Below are 19,283 nucleotides of genomic sequence, written 5' to 3'. Positions count from 1 at the left end.
GATACCACGCCCCGCTTCAGCCGCTGTATTCGCCATTCGCTCAGGTATAGAGCAGATACGGCCGGGCCTGCTCCTTCCAGGCTGCGCTGTCCTGCCGCCAGGCTGCTTGAATCTCGCGCAGGCCCGCGGCCGACGCGATGGTGCGGCGCACCTCTTCGCCTCCGGTCAGCAGGTCGATGAAATATCTGGAGCCTTCCTGCGGTGGGGCTAGCCAGCGGAATGCCTGTGGGTACAGGGCATTGACCTCGTGCAGCAGCAACAGCCCCGTATTTACGGATTCGTAACGTTGCGGATCGGTAATGAACAATCGCACGCCGCCGCACATTTCCCCCTGATGCTTGGAAAAGGCCGGGGTAGCATATACAGGGTGCACATGCACCCCCGGCAGCCGATGCTTATTCATGGATTCGGCCAGCCGGGCGCCATCCAGCCAAGGCGCGCCGATCCACTCGAAAGGGCGGGTGGTGCCACGTCCCTCGGACAGATTGGTCGCTTCAAAAAAACAGGTTCCCCCATAAGCCCTGACCGTCTCGAGGGTCGGCATATTCGGCGAGGGCAGCATCCAGGGCAGCCCTGTGTCCGTATATTCCATGCTGCGGCTCCAGTCCTCAAGTGGAATCACGTCGAGATCGCAGCCCAACCCTTTCAGGTCGTTGACCATTCGCGCCAGTTCTCCAAGAGTCATTCCGGTGCGGATCGGCATCGGCCATGCGCCAACCATGGATTCATAACCTTCCTGCAACAATCCGCCTTCGCAGATGGTCCCGCCCAGCGGATTGGGGCGGTCGAGGATAAGCAGGCTTTTGCCGTTCTCGGCGCAGGCTTCCATTACGTACAGCATGGTGGAGACATACGTATAGAAGCGCATTCCCAGGTCCTGCACATCAAAAACCAGCGTATCCAGGCCGGCCAGCATGTCCGGGGTCGGCTTTTTATGTCTGCCGTACAGGCTGTATACCGGAAGCCCCAGTACAGCATCCCGTTCATCTTCGAACTTCACGCCTGCCTGATACTGCCCGTGTATGCCATGCTCGCAGGCAAAAAGAGCCATCAGCTGGGACGATGCCAACCCACAGCAGACCTCGGCGGTGGAACGGAAATCCCCCGTAATCCCGGTCGGATTGGTCACCAGCCCGATCCGCCGCCCCTCCAGCAGCCGGTGTGCCATCCCCGCGGCCAGCCGGTCCGCCCCGCTGCGCACGCGGGCACTCATCGCAGGCTCCCGCCCGCCATTCCGGCGCCAGTCTTTGCCGCTTCCCCGGCTTCGTTGTCCTCATCCGGGTGCAGCGCATTATAAGCCGCTTTATGCAGGTAAACGGCAAGTACGCCGTTGTACAAAGCGGCAAAACCGACAACCGTGACGGCCAGCATCACGCCGACGCACAGTGCTTGAAAAAAAGCACCTATCGTATAGGCCGGATGGCGCAGGAACAGCTTTACGCTCTCTCCCATCGCCTTGAAGATGCCCAGCTTCTGCTGGATGACAAGCTGGAGCGTATAAAACTGGGAGACCAATACCATGGCGACAAAATACGTCTGGATGATCGCGATCATCCGGCTCAGCATCCCTTCGCGTCCTCCGTAATACCACCAGGTGGACCACAGAATGAGCACCAGCAGCGAACAGAGCAGCCCGAATACTGCCGCAGGTGCAAAGCCGCGCCACGCCCCCCGGAACATCTCCCGCACCGTGAGTTTGTTTCCCTCCATTCTCCGGTGATAGGCATAAAACGCGCCGAACACCAAAGGCATATAAATGAGCGGAATCAGGATAAACGCAAAGGCAAGCGGCGCGAACAGGACGACCGGCACCAGCACGGCCGAGCCAGCGAGGCTGAGCAGTGTAATCGGTACAATCTCCCTGAACGCCTCTGTTCCTGTGCGAACCAAAACGTCATTCAGCTTGCGCATGATTGTCTCCCCCTTTTATCATGGCAGTCCAGCTTGCTTTTACCGGCTGCCGAGTTGTCAGGCTACCAGAGGATTCTGTCCTCTGTCAGCGGATCGAAGTAACGCGCTTTGGCCAGGTCGAGAATAAACGGCTTATCCAGCCCGTTGTACGCCTTGGTTTCCGGATGCACCTTGGCGGTAACCAATCTTTCGCCTACGTGAAAATAGACCAGGTTCTCGGAGCCAAGATGCTCCACAACCTTGATATGCGCATTCAGCCGGTGTTCGGCGGTAACTCCCGGCGCAAAGTCCTCGCCGTAAATATGCTCCGGGCGGATGCCGAGAATGACCTCGTCGCCTTCATACCCTTGAAGTCCGGCAGCGGCATCCTGCGGCAGCGCGAATTCTCCGCCGGCCACGAACAAGTGGCCCTGCTCCACGCGGGCATTGATGAAGTTCATCGCCGGGGAGCCGATAAAACCGGCCACAAACATATTTTTCGGGTTGGCATACAGCTCCGTCGGTGAGGCAATCTGCTGAATGACGCCTTTGTTCATGACGACGATCCGTTCGCCCAGGGTCATTGCCTCCACCTGATCATGGGTGACATATACGATGGTTGCACCAAGCCGCTTATGAAGCTCGCCCAGTTCGACCCGCATCTGAATGCGCAGCTTGGCATCCAGGTTGGAGAGAGGTTCATCGAACAGGAACACCTGGGGATCGCGCACAATCGCACGACCTACGGCGACCCGCTGGCGCTGCCCGCCGGACAGCTCGCGCGGCTTGCGCTCCAGCATATCCTCCAACCCAAGGATCGTTGCCGCTTCCCGGACCTTTTGGTCGATATAATCCTTCGGCTTCTTCAGATTGCGCAGGCCGAAGGACAGGTTCTCGCGGATCGTCATGTGCGGGTACAGCGCATAATCCTGGAACACCATGGCGATGTCGCGGTCCTTGGGGTGGAGATTATTGACGATGCGGTCGCCGATGATGATATCGCCGCTCGTCTGCTGCTCAAGGCCCGCTATCATCCGCAGCGAGGTCGTTTTGCCGCAGCCCGACGGACCGACAAACACAACAAATTCTTTATCTTGAATAACAAAATCGGAACCCGCCACCGCTGTAAAAGCCTGCTTGTTCTGATCGTTAAATTGTTTGCGCACATTGCGGAATTCAACACGTGCCATAGCCTTTCCCCCTTTAAGTTCCCCCACAAAGTGAAGGTTTTGCTTCTGAAGATGAATTCGGGTACTTTGCGGGGACTTCTGTAAAACTCACACATGGACATATTGCCAGAATCCCGGGAGCGGCATCCATGCCGTTTTATCACTATGCCGTTCTCCCATACAAGCAAAGCCTGACCGCCATTTCAGCCTTTGACCGCTCCAATGGTAATTCCCTGCAGGAAATACCGCTGCAGCGAGAAAAACAAGATAAGCATCGGCAGCGCACCAACCGTCGCCCCGGCCATAATCGCTCCAAAGTCTGTCGATTCGGAAAAGACGAAGGAAGCCAGCCCCACCTGGATCGTCCGCATCTCCGTCGAATTCGTTATCAGGAACGGCCAGAAAAACTCGTTCCAGGAAGCCACAAAGGTGAAGATCGCCAGCACGGCCAGCCCCGGCTTGGCCATGGGCAGAATCACCTTCCAGAAGATGCCGAACTCGCTGCAGGCGTCAATCCGGGCCGCATGAATCAGCGAGGTCGGAAGCGAAGACATGTATTGCTTCATCAGAAAAATATTGCCGACCGTTACTGCGGTAGGCAGAATAATCGCGGTATAGCTGTCGCCAAGATTAAACACATTGACGATCAGAATATACAGCGGAATCAGCGTCACCTGCGCCGGAATCATCATCGTGCTGAGCAGCACCCAGAATATCGCATTGCTGCCAGGGAACTTCAGCTTGGAGAAGGCATACCCGGCCAGCGAAGCGAAAAACACGTTGGTTACGGTCAACACGGTGGAAATCAGCAGGGAGTTGAACAGCCAGCGCCAGGCCGCTGTTTTGGCAAAAAAACGGTCATACGGCGCAAACGACAGCTCCTCGGGAATCATCCGGGGCCGAAAGCTCGCCGTCGTCGTCGAATCCTGCACGGAGCCGATCAGCATCCAGTACATCGGAATGATCGTTACGATTGTCCACACCACCAGGATGAGGGCCGCCACGGCCAGAAAAACGGTTTTTGATCTGGTTTTCATGTAATGCTCACCCCTTCGCCCTAATACTCGACATCGCTCGAGAAGTATTTAAACTGGATGACAGAGACCAGGATAATCAGGAATGCCAGCACGAACGATTGGGCCGAAGCCAGGCCAAATTCATAAAATTCGAACGCCGTCTGGTAGATTAAATAGGCAATTGTCGTGGTCGCAAAGTTGGGGCCGCCCTGGGTCATCATGTACACCGAAATAAACACCTGGAAGGAAGTAATCACTCCCGTAACGAGCAAATACAGCGTCGTCGGCTTCAGCAGAGGCCAGGTAATGCGTGTGAACTTGGTCCAGCCGCTGGCGTGGTCAATGTCGGCAGCCTCATACAGCGATTTGGGCACCCCGCCCATGGAGGCCAGATACAGGATGATTCCCGCGCCGTGCGAGCCCAGCCAGTTCATCAGAATCAGGGAGAACAGCGCAGTTTTGGACTGTCCCAGCCAAATGACAGGGTCGAAGCCGAACCAGCCGAGAAACCGGTTGAGCAGACCCACATCGGTCGGATCAAAAATAGCCAGCCAAACGATGGAGATAGTTACCCCGGAAGCTACCGCCGGCAAATACAGCGTTGCTTTGAAAAAAGTCTGCCATTTCGTCTTCATCTGGTAGATCAGATATGCAAGCACAAAGGTGATAATGATGTTCACCGGCACCGTGCACACCGTAAAGATGACCGTATTACGCATTGATTTCCAGAAGGTCGCATCCTGCACCAGCCGCTCGTAATTGTCCAGTCCGACCCAGGTCGAATCCATAATGTTGTACTGCTGAAAGCTCATGATCAGGGCGGAGAAGACCGGATACAGTGTAAACACGAGAAACAGCAGGACGGGCGCCAAAATGAACAAGTAGGCCCATCCGTATTCACGCCATAACCGCCCGGCGGAACTGCGCACCCGCTTTGGCGCGATTGTCGTCATCTTTTCCTCTCCTCCTGTCTATTTGCCGAGCATTTGCGTTCCTTTGCTCTTGAACTCCTCAGCGATGGCCTCCGGCGTTTTCTCTGAGGAATAGAGCGCCTGAAGGTTTGGTGTCACCACCTGCTCCTTGAACTGCTTCATTTTGGCGGCAGTCGCCGCATCAAGCTTCAGCGTGACCGGATTTACGATATGTTTGGCCATGGCCGCCGATGCCTTGATCGTCTCTTCCGAGCCGAGCGCCTTGCCAGCGAACAGGGCCGCCTGGGATTTGCGCACAAATGGCAGCACCAGCTCATTGGAGGAATTTCCGGCTTTGGCATTACTCAAGTATTCAAGCACTTGGAATGTATTTTTGGCATGCTGCTCGCCTTTGTCGTTTTTCTGTTTGAAGGCGATGTAGCCTTCCGCCCCCATCGTTGTCTTGGCCGGAGCATTGTCATTATGCGGAACCGGCAGCAGCACAAAGTCGATTTTTTCACCTTTCACCTTGCCGGAATCAATGTCCTTGTTGCGGTTCTGGATCATGACGTCATAATACGGAATCGCTTTGGAAATAATCGCTGCCTGTCCGGCATAGAACATATCGGAGCGTTTGGCGGGGGCGATCGCCGCCGTTTCCTTGGGCATATATCCTTTATCCAGCAACCCTTTGATGAAATTCAGCGTCTCGACGATCCGCTCGTCACCCCATTGGAATGCCCCGGACTCATCCAGAACATCAGGCATGTTGTTGTTGCGGGAGAGCATTTCGATAAAATCAAGCGAGGTACCGTCCGTAACCAGCGGATATTGCGTTGAGCCGTCGCTCAAGGTTTTGCTCAGTTTGGTAGCCGCCTCGTTGAACTGTGACCAGGTCCAGCCCTCTTGCTGGATTTTGGCCCAATCAATGCCCGCTTCCTCCAGAATGCGCTTGTTGCCGCCCCAGGCCCATTGGAACTGGTATAGCGGAAGCCCATACTGTTTGCCGCCGATCTGCGCAAGCTCCAGCGTTCCCGGTAGGTAATCATTTTTGATGTCGTCGGTCATGTAAGGATCAAGATCAAGGGCAAGACCGGTATTGACATATGTGCCGTCCACGCTGTGAAAATACAGGTCCGGCGGGCTGCCGGCGTTCAAGGCAACGTCAAATTTCTTCGGCCCCTCGGCCCAGGACAGCACTTCCGTCTTCACTGTAATGTTCGGATGCGCTTTTTGAAAATCGGCCACCATTTCTTTCAGATCATCTTCATATGTACCGTGTACCGGATAGGTCCAGACTACAACGGTATCCTTGTCATCCGGGCTTGCGGCTTCCTTGCCTGATTTGCCGCAGGCGCTCATCAGCATCAGCACAACAACCATACAGAGCAACAGACTTTTTTTCATCATTTCCTCTCCCTTTTGCATATGTTCTTGTTATTGGGCGGCAATGCTGCACCCTGCCCGGGCGCTACAGCTGTTTGATATGCTGCCTGCTTCTCTCCAGATAAGTGACGGATTGCTCGTAATTCCGGCTGGCGACGGCGAGATACAGTATATCGACCAGATTGAGCTGGGTAATTCTCGATGCCATCGCTCCGCTGCGGATTTCATTTTCGGTGGCGGAGGTGCACAGCGGTATGTCTGCGTTCCGGCTTAAGGTGGAATTGCCGTATTTGGCGATGCTGATCACGGTGCCGCCGTTCTCTTTGACGATGGACGCGGCGCGGATTACTTCTTTTGTCTCGCCAGAGTACGAAATGCACACGGCCGTATCTTCGGCGGTTGCCGTTATGGCACTGGTAAGCTGCACATGCGGGTCGGCGAACGAAAAGCTCGTTTTGTTGATCCGCAAAAACTTCTGCTGGGCATCCATTGCAATAAGGTTCGAAGCACCCACTCCAAAAAAGTAAATCCGCTTCGCCCGGTCAATCGCCTCCACCGCCCGCTCCACCATCTCTTCATCCAGAATTTTCAGCGTATCGCGGATCGATTGGATGTTATTGTTCGAAACATTCTGCATAATCGCGGCAATGGTATCGTTCGGACGAATTTCCTGATAGCCAACGATTCCTGAATCTCTTCCTTGTAAATCGCCGGCGACTTTGATTTTAAGCTCCTGGTACCCCTTGAATCCGATCGTCTTGCATAGCCGGACAATGGCTGCCTGACTGGAGCCGCTTTTTGCAGCCAGCTCGGCAATGGACAAATGGATCATCTCATCCGGATTCTGCAAAATATACGCGGCAATCTTGTGCTCAGACGGACTGAGCGATTCATGCAATTCCCGCAGACGAATTAAGCCGCCATTCATTGAAAGCAAGCACCTCCCTATAAAGTGGTATTTTGCAAATGATGTTCGAAAAATACCTTCATGTCTAAATGTTAGATTAAATAACATAAAAGGTTTGTTATCCTTCCAAAACATTGGATTGAATTCATTATATGAGTAGTGAAATAAAATTTCAACTAATATTTTTCATGTGAAATTTTATTTTACTTTAAACGAGGTTTCCCATATAATTAGAAAAAAATCAAAGTGGTGATTGATCGATGAAAGTGTATGTAGGCCTTGATGGAGGTGGCACAAAGACCGATGCAGCCGCTTTGGACGAACAGGGAGCCCTGCTGGCCCGCTGTACCGGAGGGCCCTCGAATCCGCATAGCGTCGGATTCGAGGTAGCGCTTACAGAAGTCATGTCAGTTATTGACGGAGTATTGGAACAATTACAGTCAAAAGTTGAAGATTGCGCTTCCATCTGTCTTGGTATGTCAGGTTTCGATACCAAGGAAGAATGTGATCTGCTTCAAAGCTCTGTTCAGCAGCATCTGTTAGAACGGGGGCTTGTCCTTCCGGTGTTCGTGCGTTCCGAAGGAGAGATTGCCCTGATGGCCGCACTAGGCAGCCGTTCCGGAGCGCTCATCATCTCGGGCACAGGCTCCATCTGCTACGGTTATCTCCCGGACGGTTCCCGCCTGCGCACCGGCGGCTGGGGACATTATCTGGGCGATGAAGGCAGCGGCTACCAGGTCGGCCTGCGTACGCTGAAAACGGTCATGCGCAGCTTTGACTCCATTCATCCACCGACCATAATGACCGATATGATTATGCGGGAGTATGGATTTCAGCAGATTACCGACTTGAAGGGTTACATCTATAACCCTGCCCACAGCAAAGCGCAGATTGCCGCCTTCGCCAAAATCTGCGTTCAGGCCGCCACGCAGGGAGATGATGCCGCCGCTGGCATTCTTGTAAGCGAAGCCGAAGCGCTCGCGGATACGGCGGCAGCGCTGCTGCGCAGATCGCCCGCACTCCAGCAGGGGCAGGCCGTGCTCAGCGGCTCAATGTTCAGATACGCGCCGCTCTTCCGCGAAGTGCTGTGCGGCAGGCTGCAGGAGTCATTCGGCGGGCTGGTTTTTGTTGACGGGAGCCGGGGAGCGCCGCCTTCGGTCGGAGCGGCGCGGCTGGCCCGCGAACTGGCGGACGGGCGACAGGACGAACCCCCATCTGCCCTGTTGTAGCTTCAATACAGAGAAACAGGATTTTGCATATTCGATCGAAATGCGGCTTGGGAGATTATGCAAAATACTCAGTATACTAGACTGGTAGGAGGAAGAACCTCATGAACCATATTTTAGGCAGTTTGATCACAGAGCAGCCCAATGACAAAACAAATGCAATCGACCATCTCGATTCCGCCGGAATCATGCATCTAATTAACAACGAAGACCGCCAGGTCGCCGAGGTAATCCACAGTCTGATTCCGCAGATTGCCGAAGCAGCCGACTTTATCGTGGAGGCGTTCCGCAGCGGCGGCAGGCTATTCTACGTCGGCGCCGGAACGAGCGGGAGAATCGGCATTCTTGACGCCTCGGAGTGCCCGCCGACCTACGGGACGAACCCCGAGATGGTGCAGGGCTTAATCGCCGGCGGCTTCCGGGCCGTCAAGGATCCGGTCGAAGGCGCAGAGGACAGCGAGGAGTTGGGCGCCTCCGATATCGATGATGCCGGAATCGGCGCGAGCGATGTCGTCATCGGCATTGCCGCCAGCGGACGTACGCCTTATGTGCTCGGCGCGATGAAACGCGCCGGAGAACGGGGCGCGGTGGTTATCGGCCTCTGCAACAACTACGGGACACCGATGGCCAGGCTCGGCAAGCTGACGATTGAAGCCGTTGTCGGTCCTGAGGTCGTCATGGGCTCGACGCGAATGAAATCGGGAACGGCGCAAAAAATGATTCTGAACATGCTGACCACAACGGCAATGATCCGTATCGGCAAAGTGTACCGGAATCTGATGGTCGATTTGAATCCCTCCAACGAGAAGCTGGTCTACAGGGCCAAGCGCATTATCGAACTGGCTACAGATGCCTCTGGAGAGCAAATTGAACAAGCCTTCCATGAATCGGAAGGCCATGTGAAGACGGCGATTGTTATGCTTCTGGCTGGAGTTGACGCTGCCGAAGCACGCCGCCGGTTGACGGCGGCGGACGGATTCGTGCACGGCGCTTTGGAGGAAAACTAGAATTGCCCCAATATTTGGTACACAACTAATTGGAAGCAGCCTCGTACAACTTAGATGAACATATTAACAACGAGGTGATGACAGCATGACCATCAACAAGGGAGTATCGCTGGCTCTGCTGGCTGTGTCGCTGCTCCAAGCGAATCCGTCTTATGCGGAGTCGGTGCCGCTGACTCCAGTGACGGCCGTCTATCTGGACGACCGCCCGCTTCAGCTTGCCGCCCAGCCGCTGCTGCTGAGCGGGACAACGCTCGTCCCCATGCGCCAGTTGTTTGAGGTGCAAGGAGCCGGACTTTCCTGGAACGGATCCAGCAAAACCGTAACGGCAACCAAAAACGACACGGTGCTGACCTACCGCATCGGAGAACTCACCGCCACCCTAAACGGCAATCCGCTGTCCCTGAATGTTCCCGGACGGATTGTTGAGGGCAACACGATGATTCCACTGCGTTTTGTAAGCGAAGCACTTGGAAGCACAGTGAAGTGGGATGCCCTGACCCGGACGATCCGGATTGTCTCCAGGAACGATTTTTTCACAACAGTCCTTTCCGGGGTCAACCTGCGCAGCGAGCCGGATTCATCGGGAGCTTCCCATTCCCAGCGGCTTATTTCAGGCGGCGAAAAGGTTCATGTCATCCGCGAGGTCAATGCCCTCTGGCTGGAAGTACGCACTAAAGACAACCTGACCGGATACATATCGGCAAAACCAAAATACAGCGATTATACCAGCCCATCCCTGGCGGAACGGCAGGGAGATGAACTGATCGCCTACGGGGAGAAATTCCTCGGTACCCCTTATGAATTCGGCGCAGCAACCGGCCAGACATCGACCTTTGATTGTTCTTCTTTTGTGGGGGAAGTGTTCCGGCATACGCTCTCCATCGACCTCCCCCGTGTCTCTTACGATCAGGCTAAAGAAGGCCGGAAGGTCGGGCTGAACGAGCTGCGCAAAGGTGACCTGCTGTTCTTCAGCGCACGCGGGCTGGAGATCGGCCATGTGGCTATCTATGCAGGGAACAACAAATTGCTGCATACGTTCTCCAAAGAACGCGGCGTTCATTTTGACACGCTTGACGACAAATGGCAGAAACGGTTCGTAACGGCCCGCAGGCTTTTTTAGGACGACCCGGGCAGCGAATAACAGCAGGCTTTTCCATGGCCCGTAATGGTCAGGCAGATCCCGCCATGGTGCTCCTGATTGTGCCACCCAGAACACCCATTCATTATCTTCTGATTGCCTTTTGCCGGACGCCTCCCTTGGGGTTTGCGTTCAGGCGGCAAGAGGTCTTGATTCGTTCCCATTGTTCGACACGTAATTCGTACCATCTTCTCATATGGGAAGGAACTAATCTCTTTAACTGCATAGGACTTGAGCTCAGACACAATTGGGAACATGCAGAGGGGATACAGATTTTCACACTGGATAATCCAGATTGGTCTATATTCATTGATCTAGAAGGAACGATACTGGCTGAAAAAGATTTTGAACCGATATCTATGGAACGAAGTGAATCCAATTGGATTCATTATAAGATGGCGGGGACAACCTTTAAAGGCTACGGTGGCGTACAAAATTTGAATGAGTTGTTAATTGTTTTTAAAAACCGGGGAGAGTCTTTGGAATATAGACAGGTGCAAATTGAGACAAATCGGCTCATCATTCGTGTGATATTTGCAGATCCGATTGGGAAAATATACATACGTACACTTCACTGCCTGAAGTCACTAGGCACATAGCATGGGGACCGAATACAGAAGAAGCTACAAAGGCGTATATAGAACAAGTTCTAGCTTCACAGCAGGAACAGCCAAGACAAGATTACGAACTAGCCATTGTCTGAAAAACGATGGAATCCTGATCGGCGGTATTGGTATTCATGTTAAAGATACTAACGCAGAAATGGGTTATGTTTTAAATCCAGATTATCAAGGAAATGTCCACCATAACCTGCTACACCTTCATATCCACCCATGGCTTGAACCTCCTTTATTTGTAATACAACATAATATATGACTACATTAGAGGAAAAGGCATACAGGTAAACATTACTAGGGCTCTATCGGATACATACCGGTAGAGCCTTTTATACCGAAACAAGGATTGGGCGTTACCGGCACGATGCTTTAAAAATTAAACCCAACTGGCTTTAGTGATGATAACCAACAGAATAAAGAGTACTAAAATTGCAGTTGGCGATGTGAACGCACCAAAATGTTTTTCCTTACGCTCATGTCCACATCCGGCTCCTCCAACGTATCCACTCACATGAACTCCTTCTTATTTTTAAGATACGTTATACGGCATGTGTCAATAAAGAAATTGACTAGACTAAACGGTAATTCGCACAAGGAAGGCTCCTCCAGCTAAGTTCCCACAGATCCCTTTTACCGATACTATCTGTTTTCGTATATGTTGAGTTTAATAAAGTTTATATGGGACATTTCGTGAATAAAAAATCCTTTTAGGAACAGCAACATGCATTGACTACTGGCATTTTGACCGAGGAAATCTATCTATTAGGTAATAGTTTCTTTTTGCTGTAATAGATTCATGCTGATACATCGCTATTGCCACTATCATATAAATAAAGCAGACCTAAGCAAAGGGGGAATGCAGATCCCAGAACAAGAAGTGGTAATGCGCTGGCAACCAATGCACTGAACATCAAAATTTCCAAACGCAAAAAGCACCACTAAGACCATCCGTACCTTCATTTCCTGTGAAGGGAGGTGATATCCATGAGTAGAAGACATTCCAAACACCATGTAAAAAGAAAAAGCTTATCTATCTGGTCAAAACAAAAAGCGTTTGCGCGTGCACGTGGCAATGCGCTGGCTGCCAATCTGTTCAACGTAAATGTCAAAAAGAAAAAACATTAATAATGTTTTTAGCGGGGAGGATTCCCTTCCCGCTTTTTTTGTTACATAGTTTCTATCGCCAAATGAAAAAGAACTCCAAACCGGCTATTTTCCAGTAGTGTCCTTCTTACCTCTACTCTAAATTCAAACTCTTCCATAATAGAATAAATCCCCGCCGACCAATTAATTAGCGGGGATTTATTCTTATTTTGAATATTCACTTACTTCAAACGTTAATATCCGATCATACAGCATGTAGTCCTTACGGCTACTGAATGGTCCTTTGTTGTTATCATGTTTTTTGATCGCGTATGAAGCCGATCCAGTTCCGGCCTGTTTGGCCTCATACCAGGCAATAAAATCGTTGACCTCTTTCATACTTAGATCGAATTCTTTTTCCAAACCAGTTGTCATGGTGACTACAAGAATTGCGCGATTACCTGAAGGTTGTTCAGGATCAGGTTGACCCCCTCCTCCTTGTGGAGTTGCTGATGCTTCATTTGAATATTCCGAATCTACACCATTCACTTTTACACTCACAACAATTGAGTTTAATAAAGTTTATATGGGACATTTCGTGATTAAAAATCCTTTTAGGAACAGCAACACGTATTGACTACTGGCATTTTGACCGAGGAAATCTATCTATTAGGTAATAGTTTCTTTTTGCTGTTAATAGATTCATGCTGATACATCGCTATCGCCACTGACATATAAATAAAGCAGACCTAAGCAAAGGGGGAATGCAGATGATCAGAACAAGAGTAAAAACGTTCAAACACCGTGTCGGTAAAAACAAATTCCTCGTCGTTAAAATTTTTCAATCCGCAGATGCCAGAACAAGAAGTGGTAACGCGCTGGCAACCAATGCACTGAACATCAAAATTTCCAAACGCAAAAAGCACCACTAAGACCATCCGTACCTTCATTTCCTGTGAAGGGAGGTGATATCCATGAGTAGAAGACATTCCAAACACCATGTGAAAAGAAAAAGCTTATCTATCTGGTCAAAACAAAAAGCGTTTGCGCGTGCACGTGGCAATGCGCTGGCTGCCAATCTGTTCAACGTAAATGTCAAAAAGAAAAAACATTAATAATGTTTTTAGCGGGGAGGATTCCCTTCCCGCTTTTTTTGTTACATAGTTTCTATCGCCAAATGAAAAAGAACTCCAAACCGGCTATTTTCCAGTGGTGTCCTTCTTACCTCTACTCTAAATTCAAACTCTTCCATAATAGAATAAATCCCCGCTGACCAATTAAGGTTAGCAGAGCTTTTTATAGTATCAGTATCTACAGGGGCATAACCTATAAAAGCAACATTAGTGCTTTAGTAACCCACCAGGCAGCAGTTTCATTGCCGGTCACTTGCAAAGCACCTGCATATATTGCATCTTCAACAGCTCCAGTAAAGTTGTCAACAACACCAAGGATCTGTAAGAAACCCTCTACTCCAACTCCTCATTGATTTTTATATTAATTTACCATTGATGTAATATTTATACTATCTACGGTAAACTATAGTTGGTTTTATGGTAAGTTCTATTTTTGACGAAATAATTTTGTAGGAGGTATTTGGTGAAAAACATTTGGAGATTTATCATCGCGCTGCTCATCGGTAACATCATCGGGAATCTTACTTACGGAAGGTTAGAATTTTTTCAATACAACACAGGAACTGGATTTTTCACATTAGAAAATCTCATTAAGTTTATTATCGACTATGGTCTTGCTGTGATTATTGCATTAATCATATATGTGTTGATTGGAAAAGTTTTTACGAGAAGTGGTCAGGAATAAACCAAAAGGACTCTACTCGTATATAACCAGTAGAGTCCTTTTGCACATCCACCCTGAACTGATACTGACTCCGATCAAAACATTTACCGTTAATATAAATCGATTCAGGTGAAAACTTTTCTACGGGGCCTCCATATAATCCAAAGAGTCATTTGTGTTCTTCATTCGGTTGTTTTAGAACAAGTAAGAGTTTTTTAATCTCAATCAGTTCGCCTTCAATCCGATGAAGGTGGCTCTGCATATCGTCAATCTCTTGTTCGGCTTTGTAGTTGATCGCGAAGTCAATGATCGATTCATGCTTATCCCTTGCAGTTTGGCGGTTCTGACTCATCATAATGACTGGAGCCTGGAATGCTGCGATAAAGGACAAACACAAGTTCAACAAGATAAATGGAGGTTCATCGAAATGAAAGCGAGTAAACGGCAAGCTGTTCAAGAGTATCCAGATGGTCAGAAAAATAGCGAAATAAGTAATAAATCTCCAGCTACCGCCGAATGATGCAATCCGATCCGCAAGACGATCTGACCAGCTTGTCGTTCTTTGGTACGCTTCATCTAAATGAGAAAGAATGCTATTTTCGTAACTATCGACTAGCCGATCAATACGACGAGTATTTTCCTGATTCAATTCAATATCAAAGCCTTGAATATGAGCAGCACTTTTATTTTGCTGCTTTTTTTGAAAAAAATTCATTTTTGACATGTCGACTGCCTCCTTGTTTTAAGGCAGTCAGGCCCAATACTACTCCGTAGGAGAGGAGTTGCAACCATACTCAATTACGGTATCTAGTTTTAACCCGACTGCCAATAGACTCACTGGTTCTGGATCCGGTTCAGACGAACTTCGACTACTCATAGAATGGTTCAACCCCTCTCCCATTATCATGTTGTGGGCTCCATATTTTACTGATTCACACTGGAACCATATCACTGCCAATACCTAACACATTGAAAAAAACGCCCCTCAGCTCAACTGAAGGGGCGGCGTCGTTCTGCATGCAAAATAAAACATGCAAATATCCGATTCCCCCAAGTCGAGCTTTAGCACTATACGACGTAGAAGAACCAAAGTTCTTTAGCCACATTAAGAAGAGCCTTAATCCGGCAATTCCTGTTATACCCATTGGCATCTTTCGATGTTTCCGGGCAGTGGCTTATGTTCGTATAGGAGCCTCACCTAACGAGGACATCAATATTTCCTTAGCAAGCATACTGCTGTCCAAATGTGCTGTCAACCCAAATATATATACTCTTACCTGGCTTAATGCTGCTGTAAACAGTTCCATATCTGACTTTAATACTTTATATGTATGGTTCATGCTGATCATCTCAGGATAGGTATTCGGTGAATAGTTTGAGAAATCCTTCAATAAAAAAATTCTGGAGAACTCCGGGGTTTTAAAATACAAATAAAGAAGAGCAGTGAGAGTATTTCCCCTCCTGCTCTTTTACTTTTTCTACTATCGCATCAATTTACCATATATGGTACTGTATTCGAATTCTGAGGGAGCATGTATGCTACACCGCTACTCAGAGTAGTAATATTGCCACTTACTCTAGTTCTATAATAGCCTTTTCCCCAATCAGCAATATAGAAACTTTCTTGGTCACCCTTCTATTTGTTAAGGAACCCCTCTTTTCAATCCCTCTCCTTCCAATTGTGTCCCAAGTACCTAAACCAAATAAACCCGATTTTTGAAAATGCATATCAAAGTTCACAAAAGTAATTTGATATTGTGAATTTTTTTTCATTGTAATGTATTATGAATTTTATAACATAATTTCTGGAGGTGGTACTGTATGGAGTACAGATTAACTGATACTCACTTATATATACTTGAATATCCTAGAGTTCTTTGCTTTGTCCGTCCAGCAAATGAATATAAGGATTTAGGAGAATTAATGGAAAACGGCTCGTTTTATCACATTTCAGCAAAAGAAGATTTCGAATTTTTTGATCACAATAAAGTACCTACGCCCGGTGAGGGAGGGAGCTTCTTTTTTGAAGAATTCCTTAATCCAATACTTTCATTAGTAAATGAAAACAAAAAATGAGAATCTGCAAATAAAGAAGGACTCCATACCGGCTAAAGGCCAGCGAAGTCCTTCTTTATATCTACTCTAAATTCAAATTGATTAAGAAAGAAATATGATCCGTTTATTTTAATGGATTCGGGGGTGTACTTCTCCAGTGCTCCACCATAGTCCACTATTCCATCATTTCTGAGTCCAACAGCCTGACAACGTAGATGTGGGACTGGAACAGAGAGGCTGCAAGAAGGTCAGTGTCTGTATGTAATATTCTATGCAAGTATCAACACCTCATAATTCCGAGTTATTATCTTTATGATCAGGATTTTGATTGCAGTCTAATTTGAAGTTTATTGAAGAAAGCCATAATCAGTGCTTGACGAAAGAAACAAAGGTTGAAAATGGAAAAACATCTGCTACTCCTGTATTGTTGTAAGTCTCATCGAACAACAAAAAGGAATAGACAGATGCAGATCCAGTATATCAATGAATGCTTAACATACCAGAGCTACAAATTCAAACCATTCACCCCATTGCTAGGGAAGAACTTCACATCGAAGCGATTCCACTTCACAATACCCAATGCTGCCCGATCTGGTTTTAGGTGTCGATGATTTTGCCATCGAAAAAGGACATACGTATAATACCAGCATCCACAATCTCAAAGACGAGACGATGCTAGACCTGCTACCCGGTCGGAAACTAGAAGACTTACGGACGTATACCTGCCTTCACCCAAACTTCCTTCTGCTGACCCCCAAAGTAGTCGTCATGGATTTAGCGCAGGCTTATCATACCTAGATTAGTATAACAGTCTTGAAAATTAGGAACCTATACCGTGATCCATTGGCTTTATAATAGCATCAGGAAAAGTAGTTGAAATTTGTCCACTCCAGAAAGTAAAACTAAAGAAACTTATTACTAAGATGGCAGAGATTAAGCCTCTCATATACTCTAACCTCCTCCAAAATTTTTTTTGTAACAGTTTAGTTGACCTTCTGTAGCTTGTTCTCTGCATAATTCAAACAAAGCAACTCCCTGAGAAAACATACTACTGTTATTAACAGTAACTGATAAATTGAGACTCTGTAAAGTATTTTGAATACACTGATCTGACGAGCCTTTATCTAAATAATACAGGGATAAATGATAATGAAAATGTAATCTTCTTCCTAATGCAATAATATCATCATATTCGTTGAATTTTGATATTTCTTCAGATAATTCCTGTAGGGTTTTATCTTTCCAGCGGGTGTCGCACTTCATATTACAATCCGTCAAAACAAAAAAATATCTTTAACGAGACTAATCTCTAATTTCTGCCTATATAAATGACGGCAGAAAACCCTTACCACAAGCTGGCAAGGGTTGATGTTATTATGTAGTTTATGTGGGTTGGAATTTAGTTAGAATTCACACAAACTCTCTACTATTCATTAGTTTGTGTAAATCTATTAAGCAAATCATAGCACTTTATAGTATCTCTGAGAAGTGCGATCTCGTTTTATCAAGCCCAAGCAACAACAGAGCAATATAGTTGCGATGACTGAAATCAAAACTTTCGTGTTCTTTAATCCTCTCCAGCAGGTTTCTGTATTTGTTTTGCTGAGAGTCGCTAACTTTATCTTTACAAGATTCAAAAAGAGATATTCCTTGAATGAATAAACTAAAATCGTTACATAGAATTGATGATTCCAGCATCTCAAAAATACTTTCCGCCCCGTTTTCTGTCTTTCCATTGCGTAACAGATAAACAGCAAGTTGATAATGAAATTTCAAGTGCCATCCCTTAGAGATAATCTCGTCTCGTCGCTCTTCTTCTAGCATTTTCTTTGATAATTTGGCCAGCGTTTCTTCAATGGCAAATCCATACTTGTTTGCTGCTTCTATGATAACTACCAGACCAGTTAGAATCTCTCGCGGATGATCGAATAGATATTGGGTATATTCCTGTAATATGTGAACATGTCCCATAAGCATATCCAGCGTATAAGAGTTGGCTATAGCAAACATTTTAAAATTTTCTACATCGTTGGTCGCATCCTCGTCCAAACCTTTAAACCAGCTCAAATCAGCATAACCTTTAATGTATTTTTTAGATTCTTCATAAAGGCCTTGCTTCTCATAAGCAATTGCCCTCATTAGATAGCCTTTTCCATAATATACAACAAGATGTCGCTCCGTTTTTAAAGGGGACTTCTTTCCCTTACTCGTTACTCTTTGTTGCTGTTCCTGATATACGATCTTAGCTAATGCGATTAACTCATCAGCACTTTCCCCCAACTGTTTCCAGTCATTCAAAGAAAAATATATGTTTCCCAACTGTAATAGTCCATCCAACTGATAATTCACAGGTAAACGATTACGAAAAGGTGCAAACCGTGTTACCGCATCTCTATTCTTTTCTAAATCCTTTCCCAATGCTGCTCGAAACAGCCGATATTGGCTGATTGCCAAACGCTCGGAGTGCTGATATCTCTCATGTTCTGCTACACATTCATAAAACACAAGCGACTTATGAATATCCCCTTTAGCGTGCAACTCCTCTGCAACTTCAAACACCAAGGAAATATAATTCAAATCCTCCATCATACGAGATAATACTTGCTCTATACAATTCTTTTTGTCCAACTCCGCGCAACGTAACAAAAAAGGCTTTACACGACTACGATGTGGTTTTCCGGACAAAAAACATTCATCTACATACAACTCATAAAAGCAACCCTCCGGATTATTTAGAGTAAAGTTAATTCGATCCAGTTGATGAACCGATAAAGGCCTACTAGGTCTTTCACTAAGCAATGAACTAAGATGACTGGATGTAATAGTTGATTCTTTTGCAAAATTCGACAAATTATAGCCTCTTTTTTGCATACACTTCCGAATCTCTGTACGGATTGCAATCGCATATTCCATAAACCTTCCTCCTAGCATCGGAATACACCAAACAACGAAATTGACCTATATTTTATGGGTACTGTTTTTTACATAATACCCTGATTATACAACCAATTTAGAATAAATATCAATAATATCCAAATGAAATTCGCTTTTCACATTTTTAATATAGAGCAGAAATTATGG

At 47.5% G+C, this 19,283-nt stretch carries 20 protein-coding genes, 2 pseudogenes and 1 riboswitch; of the genes and pseudogenes, 10 read left to right on the top strand and 12 right to left on the bottom strand.

Features of this window, described 5'->3' with window-relative positions; all coding sequences use genetic code 11:
* Positions 1 to 40 precede the first annotated feature (40 nt).
* The 7 genes from AC0WRU_RS09420 to AC0WRU_RS09390 all read right to left on the bottom strand — a co-directional run bounded on the left by AC0WRU_RS09420 (position 41) and on the right by AC0WRU_RS09390 (position 7,300).
* A complete protein-coding gene (locus AC0WRU_RS09420) occupies positions 41 to 1,213 on the bottom strand; it encodes an exo-beta-N-acetylmuramidase NamZ family protein (protein ID WP_476128095.1) in 1,173 nt (390 codons plus the stop codon).
* Entirely contained in the window at positions 1,210 to 1,911 is a 702-nt protein-coding gene (locus tag AC0WRU_RS09415; protein ID WP_476128094.1) for a hypothetical protein, read from the bottom strand. The genes AC0WRU_RS09420 and AC0WRU_RS09415 overlap by 4 nt, the downstream gene beginning before the upstream one ends.
* A gap of 62 nt (positions 1,912 to 1,973) precedes the next feature.
* Entirely contained in the window at positions 1,974 to 3,080 is a 1,107-nt protein-coding gene (locus AC0WRU_RS09410; protein WP_476128093.1) for an ABC transporter ATP-binding protein, read from the bottom strand.
* A 182-nt stretch (positions 3,081 to 3,262) separates the two neighbouring features.
* Positions 3,263 to 4,096 carry a carbohydrate ABC transporter permease gene (locus AC0WRU_RS09405; protein ID WP_476128092.1) on the bottom strand — a complete coding sequence of 278 codons (834 nt, stop codon included), beginning with the start codon at positions 4,094 to 4,096 and terminating at the stop codon, positions 3,263 to 3,265.
* Between the two features lie 20 nt (positions 4,097 to 4,116).
* Positions 4,117 to 5,028 carry a carbohydrate ABC transporter permease gene (locus AC0WRU_RS09400; RefSeq protein ID WP_025683162.1) on the bottom strand — a complete coding sequence of 304 codons (912 nt, stop codon included), beginning with the start codon at positions 5,026 to 5,028 and terminating at the stop codon, positions 4,117 to 4,119.
* A gap of 18 nt (positions 5,029 to 5,046) precedes the next feature.
* Positions 5,047 to 6,396, bottom strand: coding sequence for an ABC transporter substrate-binding protein (locus tag AC0WRU_RS09395; protein WP_476128091.1), 1,350 nt, complete (start codon positions 6,394 to 6,396; stop codon positions 5,047 to 5,049).
* Between the two features lie 61 nt (positions 6,397 to 6,457).
* On the bottom strand, positions 6,458 to 7,300 hold the full coding sequence (locus AC0WRU_RS09390) for a MurR/RpiR family transcriptional regulator (RefSeq protein ID WP_476128090.1): 843 nt from the start codon (positions 7,298 to 7,300) through the stop codon (positions 6,458 to 6,460).
* Positions 7,301 to 7,539: 239 nt separating this feature from the next.
* Here AC0WRU_RS09390 and AC0WRU_RS09385 point away from each other — a divergent pair, with 239 nt between their 5' ends.
* From AC0WRU_RS09385 to AC0WRU_RS09370, 4 genes are all read left to right on the top strand, one after another.
* Positions 7,540 to 8,508, top strand: coding sequence for a BadF/BadG/BcrA/BcrD ATPase family protein (locus AC0WRU_RS09385; RefSeq protein ID WP_476128089.1), 969 nt, complete (start codon positions 7,540 to 7,542; stop codon positions 8,506 to 8,508).
* A gap of 101 nt (positions 8,509 to 8,609) precedes the next feature.
* Entirely contained in the window at positions 8,610 to 9,512 is a 903-nt protein-coding gene (gene murQ / locus AC0WRU_RS09380) for an N-acetylmuramic acid 6-phosphate etherase (protein WP_476128088.1), read from the top strand.
* An 85-nt stretch (positions 9,513 to 9,597) separates the two neighbouring features.
* Complete coding sequence (locus AC0WRU_RS09375; protein ID WP_476128087.1) at positions 9,598 to 10,632, top strand: C40 family peptidase; 1,035 nt, start codon at positions 9,598 to 9,600, stop codon at positions 10,630 to 10,632.
* 35 nt (positions 10,633 to 10,667) lie between these two features.
* A complete protein-coding gene (locus AC0WRU_RS09370; protein ID WP_476128086.1) occupies positions 10,668 to 11,249 on the top strand; it encodes an immunity 53 family protein in 582 nt (193 codons plus the stop codon).
* A 394-nt stretch (positions 11,250 to 11,643) separates the two neighbouring features.
* On the opposite strand, the gene AC0WRU_RS09365 is transcribed toward AC0WRU_RS09370, so the two are convergent.
* Positions 11,644 to 11,778 carry a YjcZ family sporulation protein gene (locus AC0WRU_RS09365; protein WP_476128085.1) on the bottom strand — a complete coding sequence of 45 codons (135 nt, stop codon included), beginning with the start codon at positions 11,776 to 11,778 and terminating at the stop codon, positions 11,644 to 11,646.
* Positions 11,779 to 12,251: 473 nt separating this feature from the next.
* On the opposite strand from AC0WRU_RS09365, the gene AC0WRU_RS09360 reads away from it, so the two are divergent.
* On the top strand, positions 12,252 to 12,392 hold the full coding sequence (locus AC0WRU_RS09360; RefSeq protein ID WP_162833908.1) for a hypothetical protein: 141 nt from the start codon (positions 12,252 to 12,254) through the stop codon (positions 12,390 to 12,392).
* Positions 12,393 to 12,575: 183 nt separating this feature from the next.
* Here AC0WRU_RS09360 and AC0WRU_RS09355 read toward each other — a convergent pair.
* Positions 12,576 to 12,914 (bottom strand): annotated as a pseudogene (locus AC0WRU_RS09355) (fibronectin type III domain-containing protein); the annotation flags it as partial.
* Positions 12,915 to 13,120: 206 nt separating this feature from the next.
* Between AC0WRU_RS09355 and AC0WRU_RS09350 the strand changes: the two are divergent.
* From AC0WRU_RS09350 to AC0WRU_RS09340, 3 genes are all read left to right on the top strand, one after another.
* Positions 13,121 to 13,282: a hypothetical protein gene (locus AC0WRU_RS09350; protein ID WP_162833907.1), complete on the top strand. Its 162-nt coding sequence runs from the start codon at positions 13,121 to 13,123 to the stop codon at positions 13,280 to 13,282.
* A gap of 42 nt (positions 13,283 to 13,324) precedes the next feature.
* A complete protein-coding gene (locus AC0WRU_RS09345; protein ID WP_162833908.1) occupies positions 13,325 to 13,465 on the top strand; it encodes a hypothetical protein in 141 nt (46 codons plus the stop codon).
* A gap of 481 nt (positions 13,466 to 13,946) precedes the next feature.
* Complete coding sequence (locus tag AC0WRU_RS09340; protein WP_476128084.1) at positions 13,947 to 14,168, top strand: hypothetical protein; 222 nt, start codon at positions 13,947 to 13,949, stop codon at positions 14,166 to 14,168.
* A gap of 148 nt (positions 14,169 to 14,316) precedes the next feature.
* On the opposite strand, the gene AC0WRU_RS09335 is transcribed toward AC0WRU_RS09340, so the two are convergent.
* Positions 14,317 to 14,871 carry a DUF1003 domain-containing protein gene (locus tag AC0WRU_RS09335; protein WP_071641676.1) on the bottom strand — a complete coding sequence of 185 codons (555 nt, stop codon included), beginning with the start codon at positions 14,869 to 14,871 and terminating at the stop codon, positions 14,317 to 14,319.
* A gap of 316 nt (positions 14,872 to 15,187) precedes the next feature.
* A riboswitch (M-box (ykoK) riboswitch) is annotated at positions 15,188 to 15,360 on the bottom strand.
* Positions 15,361 to 15,968: 608 nt separating this feature from the next.
* On the opposite strand from AC0WRU_RS09335, the gene AC0WRU_RS09330 reads away from it, so the two are divergent.
* Together AC0WRU_RS09330 and AC0WRU_RS09325 are read left to right on the top strand one after the other, a co-directional pair.
* Positions 15,969 to 16,223 carry a hypothetical protein gene (locus tag AC0WRU_RS09330; protein ID WP_476128083.1) on the top strand — a complete coding sequence of 85 codons (255 nt, stop codon included), beginning with the start codon at positions 15,969 to 15,971 and terminating at the stop codon, positions 16,221 to 16,223.
* Between the two features lie 567 nt (positions 16,224 to 16,790).
* Positions 16,791 to 16,997, top strand: a pseudogene (locus tag AC0WRU_RS09325) (transposase); the annotation flags it as partial.
* A gap of 156 nt (positions 16,998 to 17,153) precedes the next feature.
* On the opposite strand, the gene AC0WRU_RS09320 reads toward AC0WRU_RS09325, so the two are convergent.
* Positions 17,154 to 17,465, bottom strand: a complete 312-nt coding sequence (locus AC0WRU_RS09320) for a hypothetical protein (RefSeq protein WP_476128082.1) — start codon at positions 17,463 to 17,465, stop codon at positions 17,154 to 17,156.
* A 207-nt stretch (positions 17,466 to 17,672) separates the two neighbouring features.
* On the bottom strand, positions 17,673 to 19,115 hold the full coding sequence (locus AC0WRU_RS09315) for a DNA-binding protein (protein ID WP_476128081.1): 1,443 nt from the start codon (positions 19,113 to 19,115) through the stop codon (positions 17,673 to 17,675).
* Between the last annotated feature and the right edge of the window lie 168 nt (positions 19,116 to 19,283).

Source organism: Paenibacillus sp. 1-8 (genome assembly GCF_056316205.1).
The sequence above is the reverse complement of the archived record's forward strand: the minus strand, read 5'-3'. Positions and strand labels throughout refer to the sequence as shown.